Here is a 16,201-nt window from a genome sequence, read left to right on the forward strand (position 1 = left end):
AAATTCAATTTTGAATTAATGATTTCAAAAATGTACAGAATTAGGAAGTTTCTCGCATCTTTATGAAAAAAACTTTAAAATAAGCGCAATTTGATGAGAGTGATGGTCATGAGTAAGCAACAGCCTACTTCAAAAAAACCTTTGGTGAATCTCCCATTCCCAATGCCAAATGCAGAACAAAGTGCTGACGATGTTGCACATAATCAGGTTCGTCCAAAACCTGAACAATATGCAGATCGTACTTGGATGCCACCACGTGGCACCCGTCGTTCAATGGGTAAACGTTGATTCGCTGTCTTGTCCTGAAATAGATTGACAGTATTCCACTTCAAACCGAGTTAAGCAATTAGCTCGGTTTTAGTTTGCTCATACATCTGATTCGGGGTGTTCATATTTAAACTTAAATGTGGTCTATAGCAATTATAAATCATGATAGATTCCGTAATTAAGTGATCTAACTCCTTCATGGTTTGACATCGTGTAGTTAAAAACTCCTGCTTTAATATTCCATTAATCCGCTCTGCTAATGCATTTTGATATGAGAAACACTGTTTCGCAAGTGCGCCATCTGTCATGGAAGGACATATCCCATAATGGCGTAATGCCGATTGATATAGTTCAGAGCATTACTGAGAGCCTCTGTCTGAATGGTGAATCATCCTGGCTGCCCGATCTGTCACATGCTGCATCGCCATGTGTAGTGCCTGCACAACATTCTCTGCACGCATATCATTCGATAACTTATAACCTTTAATCTGGCGGGTATAAGCATCTGTCACTAAGGATAAATAATGTACGCCTTCAGCACTCTCAACATAGGTAATATCACTGACAAAGACTTCATTGGCTTGCACTGCTGAATAATCCTTTAATAAATTTGGATGCTTCTTCATCCAATGCTTGCTATCCGTAGTTTTTGTATAGCGACGCTTGGGGCGAATCAATAAATTATGCTCTTTCAATATTTTAAATAACTGATCCCGTCCACACTTTAAACCACGCTGCAACAATTTGCCTTTAATAAGCCAATACAACTTACGTGTTCCGATACTTGGCATGAGACAACGATATTCCATAACCAACTCAAGTATTTGTTCAGTTGCTTGTGCAGTCATTTGAGCACGTTTTTCTGCTTGATAATAAGCTTGTCGGGTGATTCCCAACCACTGACAATAACGTGAAACGCTTAGTCCTCTTTGGCTTTGCCAATCTTTGAAACGTGCTCGGTATACTTTTTTCCAAGATCAGTCCCGCATTCTTTATCAATGTGATAAATCACATCCTGAATAAATTCAGTTTTAAGCTTTTCTGCGGCTAACTGCTTTTCTAATTGGCGGATTCGTTGTTGGGGTGTTAATTGGCGTTTAGAAGAAGGCGGCATATTCGAAGTCCAGTCCTGTTGTCCGTGCTTGCGTAACCATACCAGCACAGTTGATCTTCCTTGAATACCATATTTTGCCTGAGCTTGTTTATAAGTAATTTGCCCTTTTTCTACTTCATGTACAACCATCATTTTAAAGGCAAAGCTATAATCACCTTGTGTACGTTTAACTCTTTGTTCTCGTTCATGTTCCATAAAATAAGCCTCTTAAAGGTGTAAACTTATTTCAGGACGGGACATAATAAAGATAAAAAAAGCCAACGTGATGTTGGCTTTTTTGTGCTTAGCAGCTCTTAGGTATTAGCTTGCCATGGCATCTAAGCTAAGGTCTGCCACTGTTGGTTTTGGCTTTTCTGCCACTAAACCTAATTTGGTGAACAGTTGACGGTCTTTACCTTCGCCTGCATTTGGTGTGGTCAATAGTTTCTCACCCGAGAACAATGAGTTTGCACCCGCCATAAATGCAAGTGCTTGGTCTGAGTCAGAAAGTGCTTCACGACCCGCAGATAGGCGGATATAGCTGTGCGGCATGATAATGCGCGCAACAGCAATGGTACGAATCCATTCCGTCACATCGAGTTTTTCAACATCTGCCAGTGGTGTGCCTTCAATTGGAACCAACATGTTGATTGGCACAGATTCTGGGTGAATTGGCATCGTTGCAAGTTCTTGCAATAAACCAATACGGTCTTCTTTCTTTTCACCTAGACCAACAATACCACCGCTACACACTTTCATGCCTGCTTGACGGACATATTCTAAGGTATTTAAACGGTCGTCAAAGGTACGTGTACTAATAATATGTGAATAATACTCGCGTGAAGTGTCGAGGTTATGGTTGTAATAATCTAAACCTGCATCTTTTAAACGTCCAGCTTGAGACTCATTCAGCATCCCTAAAGTCATGCAAGTCTCTAAACCAAGAGCTTTCACCTCTTTAACCATTTCTAGTACATAAGGCATGTCACGTTCATGTGGGTTACGCCAAGCTGCGCCCATACAAAAACGAGATGAGCCTGAGGCTAAAGCTTCTTTGGCTTCTGAAATCACTTTGTCTACAGCAATTCGCTTTTCGGCTTCAAGTTTTGAGTCATAACGTGCTGACTGAGAGCAGTATTTACAGTCTTCAGGACATTTTCCTGTTTTAATTGACAATAAAGTACTGACTTGAATGGTGTTGGCTTGGAAATGTTGGCGATGTACGGTCTGCGCTTGAAAGACGAGATCAAGAAAAGGCTGATCATACAAAGCTTCGATTTCTTCACGCGTCCAATCATTGCGTAGGTTCATAATGGCGATCCATTTTTAATTCTAACTTGTATACATCATACATTTAACGTGCCAACTTAAAAGGCATTATTGCTCAGTTTTAATAGTATCTCCCGATTATGTTTTTAATTTTATCTTTTTATGAGATTGTAAAAATAGTTGCAAAGTTGAGCGTTTTTTCGGAAATTTGGCCGCAAAATTCTATTTATTTGGATTTTGAGTTACACTGAAAATGCAGCTAAATAGATAAAATAAATAAAATTATGCAAGCAAATAGCTGTTTGATTGAACTTTTATAGATTGAGTCTGTTTGAAGCACGTTTTAGTGCTTTTTTATCAGTTGCTCTTGGATGGCCCAGTCAATATGGACTTGCACAATATCGTTAAGCTCTGGGCGAGATGCTTGTAATTGCTGCAAAATTTCATCTGAAAATGGTGCATTACCTAGACCAATCGCGACGTTACGCATAAAGCTTTGGTAGCCTGTACGACGTAGGGGACTCCCTTCTGTATTTGCCATAAAGGTGTTTTCATCCCATTGCCAAAGGTCAATCAGTTGAATGTCATCCAAGCCATGACGCGGGTTAAAATCATCAATTGGTGTGGTTTTGGCAAAGCTATTCCACGGGCAAATGAGCTGGCAGTCATCGCAACCAAACACACGGTTACCAATACCGCGGCGTAGTTCTTCTGGAATAATGCCTTGAAACTCAATAGTTAAATAGGCAATGCATTTACGCGCATCTAATAAATAAGGCTCAACAATGGCTTGGGTCGGGCAAATATCAATACACGCGCTACATGAACCACAGTGTTTGGTGGTGGCTTGGTCAAAAGGTAGCTCTAAAGAGGTAAAGAGTTCGCCTAAGACAAAAAATGAGCCTGATGTTTTATGAATGAGTAAGGTGTGTTTACCGACCCAGCCCATGCCCGCATTTTCAGCCAATGATTTTTCAAAAATGGGTGCCGAGTCTGCAAAGGGGCGAGATTCAAAATCGCCAACTTTGGCTTTGATTTTCTGAGAAAGGGTCTTTAAACGCCCACGCATGACTTTGTGATAGTCACGTCCGCGTGCATAACGCGCAATGATGGCGCTATTTGGTGCAAAAGGCACAAGACGTGGTTCAGGAACGGCTACCAAATAATCCATACGCACACAAATAATACTTTTGGTGCCCGGAACAAGCAGTGTTGGATCTGCGCGTTTTTCTAAGTTTTCAGCAAGAAAATGCATGTCACCATGATAACCAAGTTCTAAATATTTTTTAAAACGCGGCAATTCAGCTTGAGCATCCGGTTTAGCGATGACACAATCAGAAAACCCCAAAGCCAGTGCTTCAGCTTTAATCCAAGCCTTAAGCTGCTCTGGATCATATTGATCTACAGGGATTTTTGAGGAAGATGTGGATGTTGTCATAACCAAGAACAAAGGAAAAATCATGCATCAGCAAGTGTACCACAGCAGTGAGATTCAAGCATGGGAAGGGCGTTGGTTCGCGCAGCAAAATAGTGCTTATGGGCTGATGCAACAAGTCGCATGGTCAACAACTGAACAGATGCTGCCTAGGCTTAAACAGCAGCAAGTCAAAAGCGTTGCGGTGTGTTGTGGTCAAGGCAACAATGCAGGTGATGGTTACTTGATTGCATCGTATCTAGCAGTGCAAGGTTATGACGTTGAAATTTATGCAGCTGCTTTGGGAGAGTCTACTTCACTGCAACAAGCACATGCAGCAGCTGTGCAACAGGGGATAATGATTCATACCGGTTTTACTTTTCAACATTCATATGATGCGTATATTGATGCTTTGTTTGGCATTGGGTTAAACCGTGAACTCAGTTCAGACTGGCAGGCAGTGATTCAGCAGATCAATAGTCAAACAGGTTTAAAAATTGCGGTTGATATTCCAAGTGGTTTACAGGCCAACACAGGGCAAGCTTTACCTTGTGCAGTTATCGCCGATTATACCTTTACGGCTCTGGGCTTAAAGGCGGGTTTATTTACTGGGCAGGGTAAAGCTTATGCAGGAGTCGTTGAGCTTATTTCGCTACTTCCTGTAGACAGTGCTTTAAAACCTTTAGCTTCACTTGCTCCACAGCATGTGCAGCTTGTACCGCGTCAAGCCTTTGGGCATAAAGGAAGTTATGGGCATGTACTGGTGATTGGGGGACATGCACAGATGGGCGGTGCGGTGATGTTATCCGCTGAAGCTGCCTTTCATGCGGGTGCTGGCAAGGTGACGGTGGTGTGTGATGCAAAACACCATACTGCGATTTTATCCCGTGCACCGAATATTATGCTGCGCGATATTAACCAAATGTCGCTCCAAGAGCGTGAAGCATTGGTGGCACATGTGGATGCAGTCAGTTTTGGTATGGGCTTGGGGAGAAACTCGTGGGCTCAGCAGCAGTTTGATGCATGGTTTCCACTCATTCAAACCAGTGCTTTACAGGTGGTATTGGATGCGGATGCTTTATGGTTTTTGGCTGAAAAGCCAGTAAAACTCGGTGAGCAGGTGTACGCAACACCGCATCCTGGGGAGGCCGCGACTTTGCTCGGTATCAGTACCTCAGTGGTGGAGTCCGACCGTATTGCAGCTATTTATGCCTTACAAGAAAAATATGCAGGACAATGGGTGCTTAAGGGTTCGGGAAGCTTGATTTTAGATACGCAACTTTGGATTTGTACCGCAGGTAATCCAGGGATGGGAACAGGTGGTATGGGAGATGTATTGGCAGGCATGATTGCCAGTTTAAAAGCACAGTTGCAAGATGACATTGCGTTACATCAAATTGTGACCTTACATGCCCAAGCAGGCGATCTTTTGGCTCAACAAGGTGAGCGTGGTTTACAAGCACAGCAAATGAGTCAGGCTATTTATACGGTCGTGAATCGAGAGCATACAGTATGAAAGCAGTAAAACTGACCATATCGGGAAAAGTTCAGGGTGTTGGATATCGACGTTGGTTTGCACAATATGTTGTTGCTTTAGGTTTAAAAGGTTATGTACAGAATCTGGCTTCAGGTGCAGTTGAAGCGTTGCTTTTGGGGGATGATGGTGTGGTTGCCGAACTGGTGAATCGTGCTAAAGTCGGGCCAACTCATGCGGTAGTCACGGATGTGGTCATCGTAGAACTTGCTTCAGAACAGCAAACATTTACAGATTTTCAAATACGTCGCGAATGACTAAGTATGCAAAAAATAAAAAAAAGGGCGTAAGTTAAACTTTCGCCCTTTTTTTAAGATTGTTAAATCTTAGTGGTGGTGACCACCAGCACCGTGCGCATGGCCGTGCTGTAATTCTTCTTCAGTTGCATCGCGGATTTCTACGATTTCAACTTCGAAAGTTAAGTCTTGACCAGCAAGTGGGAAGTTCGCATCAACAATTACGTTTTCGCCTTCAACTGCTTTTACAGTTACGATTTGAACGCCATCATCAGTTTGAGCTTGGAACTGCATACCCGCTTGGATGTTGTCTACGCCTTGGAACATTTGCGCTGGAACTTCTTGAACGAGTTCAGGGTTGTATTCGCCATAACCTTCAGCAGCAGGAACAGTAACAGTGAATTTTTCACCTACAGTTTTGCCTAGCAATGCATTTTCTAAACCTGGGATGATGTTACCTGCGCCGTGCAAATATGCAAGTGGTTCACCTTGTGATTGGTCTAGCGTTTCGCCTTCAGCGTTAGTCAATTTGTAGTTGAAAGAAACCACGTGATCATTTGCGATAGCAGTCATGTTTTTCGTCCATTCATTTAGAATTTAAGGGGTATATCATAAAGTGAAAAGCAGCTTTTGTAGACTAAATTTAGCAAAAAAACTGCATTTTCCACGTTCTTATGGCGTTTTTTTATTAGTGGGGACGCATTTTTAGATTTCAATGCAATTTTATTTTCGGACCGACTTTTTTATTCATCAGGTCTTTTGCGGTCATCAGCCCAGCTTGGGTATAGCCATGTAAGGTGGCCTGATGGAGTCGATATAAAGAAACATACATGGTTTTTGCCAGCACGCCTTGCACATTAACTTGGCCCAGTAGTTCGCCCACAGCTTTGTATTGACTGAGGGAAACCAAAGAGCCTTTGTCAGAAAATTTAAACATCGGCAAAGACTGATCACGAATGCGCGCTTTAAGCGCTCGAACCAAAAAGGCCGCTTGTTGGCTGGCCACTTGAGCGCGTGGGCCAAGGACTGGTTCATCGGCCGCGGGCTGGCAGTGAGCACAATCGCCAAAAGCAAAAATGTTGGGGTCGGACCGGGTTTGCAAAGTCGCATAGACTTTAAGACGTCCAATCGCATCTTTTTCAAAGCCTTCAAGCGCATTTAAAACGACAGGTGCTTTGATGCCCGCTGCCCAAACTTTTAGATCGGCATCGATTTGTGAGCCGTCAGCAAAATAGACATGGTCTTTGTCTAACTTGGCAACACGGTGATGGGTGAGGACTTCAACGCCAAGCTTTTGCAATTGAGTATGTGTGTGTGTTGCCATTTTAGTGGATAGGGCGGGAAGAATACGATCCGCTGCTTCAATCAAGGTCACTTTGACTTTATTTGGGTCAATTTTATTGAGACCGTATTTAAAAAAAGTACTTTTCGCACGGACCAATTCGGCTGCAAGCTCGACTCCTGTGGCACCTGCACCAATAATCGCAATATTTAGTGCGCGTGTTTCAGGGCGGTTTTGTGCATCTAAATACAAATGTAGAAGGTCTTGCTGGAAAATTTCAGCTTGCTGGCGACTGTCGAGGAAGTGGCAGTAATGTTTAGCACCTTCGGTCGAAAAGTCGTTAGAGGTCGAACCGACTGCTAGGACTAAGGTGTCGTAGTTGAGTTCAAACTGTGTGGTTTCCGTGCTTTGTTTGGCATATTGGCGTGCTTCAAGTTTTACATTTTTATGTTCTTGATCTAAGCCGACAAAACGACCCAAAACAAACTCATAATGATGTTTAGAAGCATGTGCAAAATAATTGATTTCTTCAACACCTGGGTTGAGTGTACCTGCCGCAATTTCGTGGAGTAAGGGTTTCCAGATGTGGGTGAGGTTTTGATCGACGAGGGTGATTTTAACCCATTTGGATTTTGCGAAGCTGTCACCGAGTTGCGTTGCTAACTCTAGACCACCAGCTCCACCGCCAATAATAACAATATGGTGTGGCACTTGTTCTGTTTGTACAGCCATATAAAGCAACCTATTTATTATTAAAAAAAAGAAGATGACATTGAATATGCCATCTTCTTGATTTATTGATAATTAGATTGTCTTACAAGTTACATAAAGTATAAAACTCGGGATTCTGCTCGAACTTAACCGAGTGTATAGGTTTTTACTTTAGGTTCATCGCTTGATAAAAATGGAAACAAGCCTTTGAACCAAAACATTAGACGCTGGAAAATATTGGCTTCTTCAATTTGTACATCTTCTTCAATGGTGAACGTTTGAATGAGCTGATTGTTTTGATAGACCTGCACTTTCGCCAGTTGCATCACTTCAGCCAGCGGAGCGGTCAGCTTGTTTTGCAACACTTCAATATTGAAATGCGTTTTTGTGGACTCTAATGGATCAATGCGTTGAATAGTACCATTGCCTGTATTGAGCATAATGCGTTGGTTGGTCTGGTCAAAGGCATGTAAGTCAATGGCATATGGTTGATCGTACAATGATGTGGTCACAATTTTCGGTTGCTTACTTTCCACTTTGAACATTTTCAACGTCGATTTGACTACTGGCAGTTCAGCGATAATTTGCTTATCTTTCAGTGCAACTTCATTGCGAGTATAGGTATAAGACAAATTCATGAGGTTGTGTGCAACTTCAGCACGCTTAGCTGCACTTTCTGTACCCAAAACAATGACCACCAAACGACGGTTTGGATTGTCTGGATTCATGGTCGGGCGGTTTGCTGTCAGTGCTAAGTTATATCCCGCTGCTTTGGTATAACCTGTTTTTAAGCCATCTACTGTCGGGTCTTGTTTTAACAGAATATTGGTTGCACGGTGAAAGCGTTGGTTATAGCTAAAACTTTGCTGTTTTGAATAGTGTAAATAGTCTGGTGTTTCATTCACCAAGGCTTGGCCTAATAGCGCTAAATCATGTGCAGTCGAATAGTGCTCTGGCATGGTGATACCCGCAGGGTTTTGGAAATGCGTTTCAGTCATTCCCAGTGCTTTGGCTTCTTGGTTCATTCGTGCAACAAAGTTTGGAATATCACCAGAGATGCGTTCCGCTAAAGTCACTGCTGCGTCGTTGGCAGACATGACCACTAAACCCGCTAAAAGCTGATCCACAGAAATCTGTTCACCTTGTTTTAAGTACATTTGGGACTCATCCCACATCACAGTACTGACCACAGGTGTTGCGGTAAGAATTTCGCTCTTATTGAGCTTCCCTGCATTAATTTCTTTGAGTGCAATATAAGCCACCATCATTTTGGTGAGCGAAGCGGGCGCACGTTGAACATGACTATTATGCTCTGCAATGACTTGCCCCGATTGGCTGTCAAAAACTGTCCAAGCTTGAGCTTCAACTGTTTCAGGAACAATATTGAGCAATGCCGCTTGAGTGAAACTTGAACATAAGGCGAAGAGTGTAGCGATGAAGTAGATGACAGCTTTCAATGAAATTCCCTAACCAAGCCATTCCGTGACTTTTAAACCTAAAACAGCTGCAAATGCTATGCCTTTTTTTCCTCAATGACCAGTCAAAAATGCAGACAAATGTGACTGTGACGCAAAACTGGCGTAAATAATGCTAAGCTAACTTATAACTCATTTCATTTTATTTTGTATCGCCCATTATGTTGCATTATCAGATCGAATTTGACGATTATCGTCAGCACCTTATACACGTGACTTTACGTTTTGTAGCAGACCCAACACAGGTACTTTCATTACCAACTTGGATTCCTGGTAGTTACCTCATTCGCGAGTTTTCAAAGCATATAGAGTCGGTTCGTGCTTATGATGAAGAAGGGCGTTTGTTAGAAATTCAAAAATTTGAAAAGAATAAATGGCGTCTTTTTAATACTGACCATGAACTGATTACGGTTGAATATGATGTCTATGCTTATGATCTGTCGGTGCGCGGTGCGTATGTAGATCAAACCCGTTTATATGTAAACCCTGCATGTGCTTGCTTAGGTTTGGAGGGTCAAGAGGACAAAGCAGTTGAAGTTGAATTGTTCCTTCCTGATGAGCTAGAACACTTCCAATTGGCTACTGGTATGGCTTCAAAAAGCCTCGTTAAAGGTCGCTTTACCTTAAAAGCCAAAAACTATGCCGAGCTGATTGATGCACCATTTGAGTTGGCAGAGCAGACTCATTTTAGTTTTGAAGCCAAGGGCATTCCACACGAGTTTGTGGTGTCAGGTAAACATGCCATGAATGCTGCACGTATGCAGCAAGACATTGAAAAAATCTGTGCAACAGAAATTTCAATGTTCGGCTCAGCACCATTTTCAAACTACACCTTTATGACGATGGCAACAGCAAATAGCTATGGTGGTTTGGAGCACCCAAATTCAACCAGTTTGATTAGTCCACGTGAAGACTTACCAAAAGCCAATGAGCCTGAAGAGCCGTCTGAAGACTATCAACGTTTCTTAGGTTTATGTAGTCATGAATACTTCCACTCATGGTTGGTCAAATTCATTCGTCCTGAAAACTTTGTCAATTATGATCTAAATAAAGAAGGCTATACCTCTTTGCTTTGGATTTTTGAAGGTTTCACGTCTTATTATGATGACCTGATTTTGCTACGTAGTGATGTGATTTCCCAAGCCTCATATATCAAACTACTCAAAACGCAGATTGATCGCTATTTGCAAAATCCGGGTCGTTTTGTTCAGTCTGTGTCTGAGTCCAGCTTTGATGCATGGGTGAAATTTTACCGCCAAGATGAAAACTCGAACAATGCAGGCACCAGCTATTACAACAAAGGCTGTTTGGTTGCACTATGCCTAGACTTAGGTTTGCGCTTACGTGGTTCAAGTCTTGACGCACTTATGCGTAAACTTTATGAGAACGCGCAAAAGGGCATACAAGTACATGAGCGTACGATTGTTGAGTTGTGTAATGAGCTGACGGGTGATAACTGGATTGAGCAAATTAATCACTTAATTAACACCACAGATGAGTTACCGCTGGATCAACTTTTCCCAGAGTTTGGTTTAAGTTATAGCCTGAAAAATGATAAGTCATTACCGTTAGGTTTAAAGCTTGTAGAGAAGCCAGAAGGCGTGTTGGTACAAAGCGCACGTCGTGATGGTGCTGCTGCTCAAGCTGGCCTTTCTGCCCATGATGTGATCATTGCGATTGATGGTCTCAAAGCAACGATGAAACTGGTAGAAAAGTATGCCAAACAAGAAGGCTCGTATAGCATATTGGCATTCCGCCGTGATGAGTTGATGAGCTTTGACGTAAAAGCTTCTGGCTCAGAGCTGACTGAAGTTGAATTGAAAGTTGAAGACCAAGCAAAAGCAGAGAAGTGGTTCAAGGCTTAGTCCCTAAGCCACTTTATTTGATTCTGTACAGACAAAAACCGATGCTTAGGCATCGGTTTTTTATGCGCTTATTTATGTGCATTAACTACCACGATAAGTGGAATAGCCATATTGGCTAATTAATAGAGGAATATGGTAATGATCTAATGAGCCATCAATTACAAATACCACGGGCACTTCAGGAAAGAATGAGCGCTGATTTTTTTGGCGAAACCAATCACCCGTTTTAAAGGTAACTTTGTATACACCTTTTTGTAAGGCCGTATCTTTGGGATATAAATCGTTGATTCGACCTTGGTCATCGGTCGTACTTGAGCTGATTTCTGTCCATTTATCATTTTGTTGGGCTTCAAGTGTCACTTTGACATTGGCAGAAGGGAGACCATTTTCCAAATTCAGCACATGGACGCTCAATGGATTTTGAGCAAAACACCAAGAAGAAAAACCAAGTCCAATGAGCGGAAGCAGCATTTTTAGCATTGAATTGACCCTTACCGTTGCAGGAAAAAGATTCAGTTTAACCAACCAGATAAAAATCATAGGTTTAAAAATGTAAAAATGGAGGAGTAGGCGTAGAGGGTTTATGTATCAATATTTAAGCTTCGGCATGTTGGGTTGCTTTGCCTGTTTAAATTTAGCGCTGAGAAAAGTCATGCTTATGCATGTAGGGCTACAAGACTGTAAAACGATTTGAAGACTGTATTATGTGAAAAGTATCTGTTGTTGTGGCTTAAATGAGGTAAATAACACATTTCGCTAAAAAATTTGTTTATTTGCTAAACAAAAGCTAAAGCCTTGTGGAAAGGCGTAATTTTGAAAAACGAAGGCTGTAGTGGTATTTTCTGGCGAAATGTCGTTATCACTGGATATTACGTTGACTGTAAAGCCCTGAGGGACGATACTTTCAGGGTTTTATTCAAGCACATCGGTTCGCAGGGGTTGAGCCAGAAGCTCATCACCCTAAAAAACTCAATCTAACGCAAGGGGCTATATATGGCTGGTGGAAAGTCAACCATCATTTACACACTGACCGACGAGGCGCCATTGCTAGCGACTTATTCGCTACTGCCGATCATTGAGACCTTTACTAAACCTGCTGGTGTAGAGATCGTTAAAACTGATATCTCTGTTGCCGCACGTGTTCTCGCAGAATTCTCTGAATACCTAAAAGAAGAGCAAAAAGTCCCAGACAATCTTGCAGAACTAGGTCGTCTTACCCAAGATCCAGATACTAATATCATCAAACTCCCGAATATTAGTGCCTCTGTTGCTCAGTTAACAGCATGCATCAAAGAGCTTCAATCAAAAGGCTACGCGATTCCTGACTATCCTGAAAACCCAACCACTGAAGACGAAAAAGCGCTTAAAGCACGCTATGGCAAATGTCTTGGTTCAGCTGTAAACCCTGTATTGCGTGAAGGTAACTCTGATCGTCGTGCACCAGCTGCAGTGAAGAACTATGCGAAAAAACACCCGCACTCTATGAGCGAGTGGAAGCAATGGTCTCAAACTCACGTTTCTCACATGGATGAAGGCGACTTCTACCACGGTGAAAAGTCGATGACTTTAGACCGTGCACGTAATGTGAAAATGGAACTCATCACCAAGTCTGGTGAAACGATTGTTCTGAAGTCAAAAGTTGCACTTCAAGACGGCGAAATCATCGACTCAATGTTCATGAGCAAGAAAGCGCTTTGCGATTTCTATGAAAAAGAACTTGATGATTGTAAAGAAGCGGGCATTTTGTTCTCTTTACACGTGAAAGCAACCATGATGAAAGTTTCACACCCGATCGTTTTCGGTCACTGTGTGAAAATTTACTACAAAGATGCTTTTGAAAAACACGGTAAATTGTTCGATGAGCTAGGCATTAACGTAAACAATGGTATGGCTGGTCTTTATGAGAAGATCGCAACTTTACCGACATCTTTACGTGAAGAAATCATCGAAGACCTACACGCTTGCCAAGAACACCGTCCTGCACTTGCAATGGTTGATTCGGCGAAAGGCATCACAAACTTTCATTCACCAAACGACGTAATTGTAGATGCTTCAATGCCTGCAATGATTCGTGGTGGCGGTAAAATGTGGGGTGCTGACGGCAAACCTTATGACTGTAAAGCAGTAATGCCTGAGTCAACTTTTGCGCGTATCTACCAAGAAATGATCAATTTCTGTAAGTGGAATGGTAACTTTGACCCACGTACGATGGGTACTGTGCCTAACGTTGGTTTGATGGCGCAAAAAGCTGAAGAATACGGTTCGCACGACAAAACTTTCGAAATGTCTGAAGCGGGTGTTGCAAACATCACTGACCTAGAAACTGGCGAAGTGTTAATGACTCAAAATGTTGAGGAAGGCGACATCTGGCGTATGTGTCAGGTGAAAGATGCACCGATTCAAGATTGGGTAAAACTTGCAGTAAACCGTGCTCGTAACTCGGGTATACCAGCAATCTTCTGGTTAGACCCATACCGTCCGCACGAAAATGAAGTGATCAAGAAAGTACAAAAATACTTGAAAGACCACGACACTGCTGGTTTAGACATTCAGATCATGTCTCAAGTACGTGCAATGCGTTATACACTTGAACGTGTAGCGCGTGGCCTAGATACGATTTCTGTAACGGGTAACATCCTGCGTGATTACCTCACTGATTTGTTCCCAATTATGGAGCTTGGTACATCTGCGAAGATGTTGTCTATCGTTCCGCTTATGGCGGGCGGTGGTATGTACGAAACTGGTGCGGGTGGTTCAGCACCTAAACACGTACAACAGCTTGTTGAAGAAAACCACTTACGTTGGGATTCTTTAGGTGAATTCTTGGCACTTGCTGTATCTCTAGAAGAGATGGGTATTAAAGAAGATAATGCGAAAGCAAAACTTCTTGCGAAGACTTTAGACCAAGCGACAGGCAAATTACTTGATAACGACAAGTCTCCATCACGTCGTACTGGCGAGTTAGATAACCGTGGCAGCCACTTCTACTTAGCGAAGTTCTGGGCTGAAGCGCTTACTGCACAAGATGAAGATGCTGAGTTGAAAGCGAAGTTTGCTCCACTTGCGAAAGCACTTGCTGAAAACGAAGACAAAATCATTGCTGAACTTGCTCAAGTTCAAGGTCAAGCTGCTGACATCGGTGGTTACTATGCTGTAGATACAGCTAAAGTAAATGCTGTAATGCGTCCAAGTTCAACGCTTAATGCTACGCTTGAAACGATTTAAGTTTTAATACAGAACTAACAAACTTGTTGGTAATGTAAAGAGACCGATGCAAAAGCATCGGTTTTTTTAAAGTTGATTTATTTGAATTAAGTTTGATCTGAAGTTAGTATTAATTTTTAATATTATTTTCTATAAAAATATGAATAGACTTCCTTCATAAATCATTTTTCAATCAATTTAATTGTTTATCTTTCACCCAATCTAAATTGTATATGCCAGCAAGTAAATTAAACCGCAGGTTTAATCTTTTACGACGATTTCTATATACACAAGATAAAATCTTAAAACATTTCATCCTTCCAAATACATGCTCTACTTGAATTCGTCTACGACCAATCTCTCTATTTAACTTTTTTAATTCAGAATCTAATTTTTCAGTTTTCTTTGCTTTAGATGGCATGAGGCATCCAAAACCCAATTTTTTTATCCCTAAATACCCCTTATCAACGATAAAAAAGGGCTTAAATTTTAATTTCCTCATACTTTTTTTAAATATTTTAAAATCATGCATGCTTCCATGACTTCCACATACACTCAGTATTTCACCTGTTGTATAGTGCATAGATAGCTGAAATTTAAAGGTATGTCGCTTTTTTTTACCGCTATACCATTTCTTCTGTTTTTTTTGGACGTTGAACTAATATTTCAGTTGCATCAATCACAACAACTTCCCAATCCACTTCATCTCGATTAGGAAGTTGTTTTGACAAGTTAAATTTTCCAGAACGGATTAAGGTATCTTCAATAACACGTGTGATACGAATTGCACTCGTTTCAGATACACCGTAACTCATACCAAGATGGAAAAATGTTCGATATTCTCTCCAATATTCTATACATAAGAGCAAACGATCTTCCAACGGTAATTTATGCGGTCGTCCTTTACCAATATGACGAGGTAACTGCTTATTTAGCTCGGCCAACATGAGGTTAAATGTAGCCCAACTAACACCGGTAAGCCTACGAAACTTAACGTCTGATAATTTTTGAATATCTTTGAATTTCATCCAAGGATTATCTCTTGAATTAAATAATTTTGCTGATTAATTTAAGATCAAATAAATTGTACGTTTTTTGATTTATGACGGAAGTCTAATGTTTATAAATATAGGTTTGGTTCAAAACGTGATTTAGATTCTTTACAACAGAATTATTTTTATGCCCCTAATTCTTTAGAATTAAATGATCCTTACGAAGGGATATTTATTGATGAGATATTAGATGCAACTGGACTACATCATTTGTTTAAAAATGATTTCTCTCGATTTTATAAAGAAGTTAAAAATTACGGTATTTACTCCTTGAGTAAAACTGAAAAAGATGAGTTGTTATGGGCGTATTACGCTAATTCACATAAAGGTTTTTGTATTGAATATGATCTAGAAATATTATTGAAAATCAAAAGTGTTAATTTGAATTGTATTGTGCAATATGATGAAAATTTACCAAAATTGAATTTTAGCTCAGTATTTCATCATAATAGTATTTCTAAATTGACCAAGTTAATTCTTGGTACAAAATCAAAGAGGTGGTTGCATGAGGATGAGATAAGAATAATTATCAATCATTTTGGTAAGGTTGAATATGATGCTAGAGCCGTGAAGGCAATTTATTTTGGTTTTAAAATGCCAAAAACATATCTAGATTTACATGAAAATAATATGAAACTGCCTAATGAGTTATCTCCGGTATGCCAAGAGCAAGTCATGGAGGCTATGAAAGGGCGTGGAATCAAATATTTCCAAATGAAGTTAAAATCAAACTCCTATGAGTTTGAATATACTGAGATTGAGGATTTGTTTAAAAATACAAATACAAGAATATTTTAGA

At 41.0% G+C, this 16,201-nt stretch carries 13 protein-coding genes and 2 pseudogenes; 6 read left to right on the forward strand and 9 right to left on the reverse strand.

The window, feature by feature from the left end:
* Positions 1-108: 108 nt before the first annotated feature.
* Positions 109-288, forward strand: a complete 180-nt coding sequence (locus HUK62_RS07475; RefSeq protein ID WP_004693646.1) for a hypothetical protein — start codon at positions 109-111, stop codon at positions 286-288.
* 50 nt (positions 289-338) lie between these two features.
* On the opposite strand, the pseudogene HUK62_RS07480 reads toward HUK62_RS07475, so the two are convergent.
* The 3 genes and pseudogenes from HUK62_RS07480 to queG form a co-directional block, all read right to left on the reverse strand.
* A pseudogene (locus tag HUK62_RS07480) lies at positions 339-1,576 on the reverse strand (IS3 family transposase).
* A gap of 105 nt (positions 1,577-1,681) precedes the next feature.
* Entirely contained in the window at positions 1,682-2,671 is a 990-nt protein-coding gene (gene bioB / locus HUK62_RS07485) for a biotin synthase BioB (RefSeq protein ID WP_004981788.1), read from the reverse strand.
* A gap of 301 nt (positions 2,672-2,972) precedes the next feature.
* Complete coding sequence (gene queG, locus HUK62_RS07490; protein WP_176537515.1) at positions 2,973-4,067, reverse strand: tRNA epoxyqueuosine(34) reductase QueG; 1,095 nt, start codon at positions 4,065-4,067, stop codon at positions 2,973-2,975.
* A gap of 22 nt (positions 4,068-4,089) precedes the next feature.
* Here queG and HUK62_RS07495 point away from each other — a divergent pair, with 22 nt between their 5' ends.
* Positions 4,090-5,559 carry an NAD(P)H-hydrate dehydratase gene (locus HUK62_RS07495; protein ID WP_176537516.1) on the forward strand — a complete coding sequence of 490 codons (1,470 nt, stop codon included), beginning with the start codon at positions 4,090-4,092 and terminating at the stop codon, positions 5,557-5,559.
* Positions 5,556-5,834, forward strand: coding sequence for an acylphosphatase (locus tag HUK62_RS07500; RefSeq protein ID WP_125281333.1), 279 nt, complete (start codon positions 5,556-5,558; stop codon positions 5,832-5,834). The genes HUK62_RS07495 and HUK62_RS07500 overlap by 4 nt, the downstream gene beginning before the upstream one ends.
* A 69-nt stretch (positions 5,835-5,903) precedes the next feature.
* Here the strand turns inward: HUK62_RS07500 and slyD are convergent, their stop codons facing one another.
* The 3 genes from slyD to HUK62_RS07515 all read right to left on the reverse strand — a co-directional run bounded on the left by slyD (position 5,904) and on the right by HUK62_RS07515 (position 9,263).
* Complete coding sequence (slyD, locus tag HUK62_RS07505) at positions 5,904-6,386, reverse strand: peptidylprolyl isomerase (RefSeq protein ID WP_004696728.1); 483 nt, start codon at positions 6,384-6,386, stop codon at positions 5,904-5,906.
* Positions 6,387-6,525: 139 nt separating this feature from the next.
* Positions 6,526-7,827, reverse strand: a complete 1,302-nt coding sequence (locus HUK62_RS07510) for an NAD(P)/FAD-dependent oxidoreductase (RefSeq protein ID WP_176537517.1) — start codon at positions 7,825-7,827, stop codon at positions 6,526-6,528.
* A gap of 125 nt (positions 7,828-7,952) precedes the next feature.
* Positions 7,953-9,263 (reverse strand): D-alanyl-D-alanine carboxypeptidase PBP6B, encoded by a 1,311-nt coding sequence (locus tag HUK62_RS07515; RefSeq protein WP_078424945.1) that lies wholly within the window; start codon positions 9,261-9,263, stop codon positions 7,953-7,955.
* Between the two features lie 179 nt (positions 9,264-9,442).
* Here HUK62_RS07515 and HUK62_RS07520 point away from each other — a divergent pair, with 179 nt between their 5' ends.
* Positions 9,443-11,146 (forward strand): M61 family metallopeptidase, encoded by a 1,704-nt coding sequence (locus tag HUK62_RS07520; RefSeq protein ID WP_176537518.1) that lies wholly within the window; start codon positions 9,443-9,445, stop codon positions 11,144-11,146.
* Positions 11,147-11,227: 81 nt separating this feature from the next.
* On the opposite strand, the gene uraH is transcribed toward HUK62_RS07520, so the two are convergent.
* Complete coding sequence (gene uraH, locus HUK62_RS07525) at positions 11,228-11,626, reverse strand: hydroxyisourate hydrolase (RefSeq protein ID WP_148825897.1); 399 nt, start codon at positions 11,624-11,626, stop codon at positions 11,228-11,230.
* 513 nt (positions 11,627-12,139) lie between these two features.
* Here uraH and HUK62_RS07530 point away from each other — a divergent pair.
* Positions 12,140-14,371, forward strand: a complete 2,232-nt coding sequence (locus HUK62_RS07530; RefSeq protein ID WP_176537519.1) for an NADP-dependent isocitrate dehydrogenase — start codon at positions 12,140-12,142, stop codon at positions 14,369-14,371.
* Between the two features lie 172 nt (positions 14,372-14,543).
* Here the strand turns inward: HUK62_RS07530 and HUK62_RS07535 are convergent.
* Positions 14,544-14,936, reverse strand: a pseudogene (locus HUK62_RS07535) (transposase family protein); the annotation flags it as partial.
* A 37-nt stretch (positions 14,937-14,973) separates the two neighbouring features.
* Positions 14,974-15,378 (reverse strand): transposase family protein, encoded by a 405-nt coding sequence (locus HUK62_RS07540; RefSeq protein WP_004691434.1) that lies wholly within the window; start codon positions 15,376-15,378, stop codon positions 14,974-14,976.
* A gap of 234 nt (positions 15,379-15,612) precedes the next feature.
* Between HUK62_RS07540 and HUK62_RS07545 the strand changes: the two genes are divergently transcribed.
* On the forward strand, positions 15,613-16,200 hold the full coding sequence (locus tag HUK62_RS07545; RefSeq protein WP_228723750.1) for a DUF2971 domain-containing protein: 588 nt from the start codon (positions 15,613-15,615) through the stop codon (positions 16,198-16,200).
* Position 16,201 lies beyond the last annotated feature (1 nt).

The organism is Acinetobacter sp. NEB 394 (assembly GCF_013374795.1).
Classification (GTDB): domain Bacteria; phylum Pseudomonadota; class Gammaproteobacteria; order Pseudomonadales; family Moraxellaceae; genus Acinetobacter; species Acinetobacter johnsonii.

Excerpts from the sequence above, each read along its gene's own strand:
- bioB (WP_004981788.1), bottom strand. The coding sequence starts at position 2,671 with ATGAACCTACGCAATGATTGGACGCGTGAAGAAATCGAAGCTTTGTAT.
- HUK62_RS07530 (WP_176537519.1), top strand. The coding sequence starts at position 12,140 with ATGGCTGGTGGAAAGTCAACCATCATTTACACACTGACCGACGAGGCG.
- HUK62_RS07520 (WP_176537518.1), top strand. The coding sequence starts at position 9,443 with ATGTTGCATTATCAGATCGAATTTGACGATTATCGTCAGCACCTTATA.
- HUK62_RS07510 (WP_176537517.1), bottom strand. The coding sequence starts at position 7,827 with ATGGCTGTACAAACAGAACAAGTGCCACACCATATTGTTATTATTGGC.
- HUK62_RS07495 (WP_176537516.1), top strand. The coding sequence starts at position 4,090 with ATGCATCAGCAAGTGTACCACAGCAGTGAGATTCAAGCATGGGAAGGG.
- HUK62_RS07540 (WP_004691434.1), bottom strand. The coding sequence starts at position 15,378 with ATGAAATTCAAAGATATTCAAAAATTATCAGACGTTAAGTTTCGTAGG.
- queG (WP_176537515.1), bottom strand. The coding sequence starts at position 4,067 with ATGACAACATCCACATCTTCCTCAAAAATCCCTGTAGATCAATATGAT.
- uraH (WP_148825897.1), bottom strand. The coding sequence starts at position 11,626 with ATGCTAAAAATGCTGCTTCCGCTCATTGGACTTGGTTTTTCTTCTTGG.
- HUK62_RS07475 (WP_004693646.1), top strand. The coding sequence starts at position 109 with ATGAGTAAGCAACAGCCTACTTCAAAAAAACCTTTGGTGAATCTCCCA.
- slyD (WP_004696728.1), bottom strand. The coding sequence starts at position 6,386 with ATGACTGCTATCGCAAATGATCACGTGGTTTCTTTCAACTACAAATTG.
- HUK62_RS07500 (WP_125281333.1), top strand. The coding sequence starts at position 5,556 with ATGAAAGCAGTAAAACTGACCATATCGGGAAAAGTTCAGGGTGTTGGA.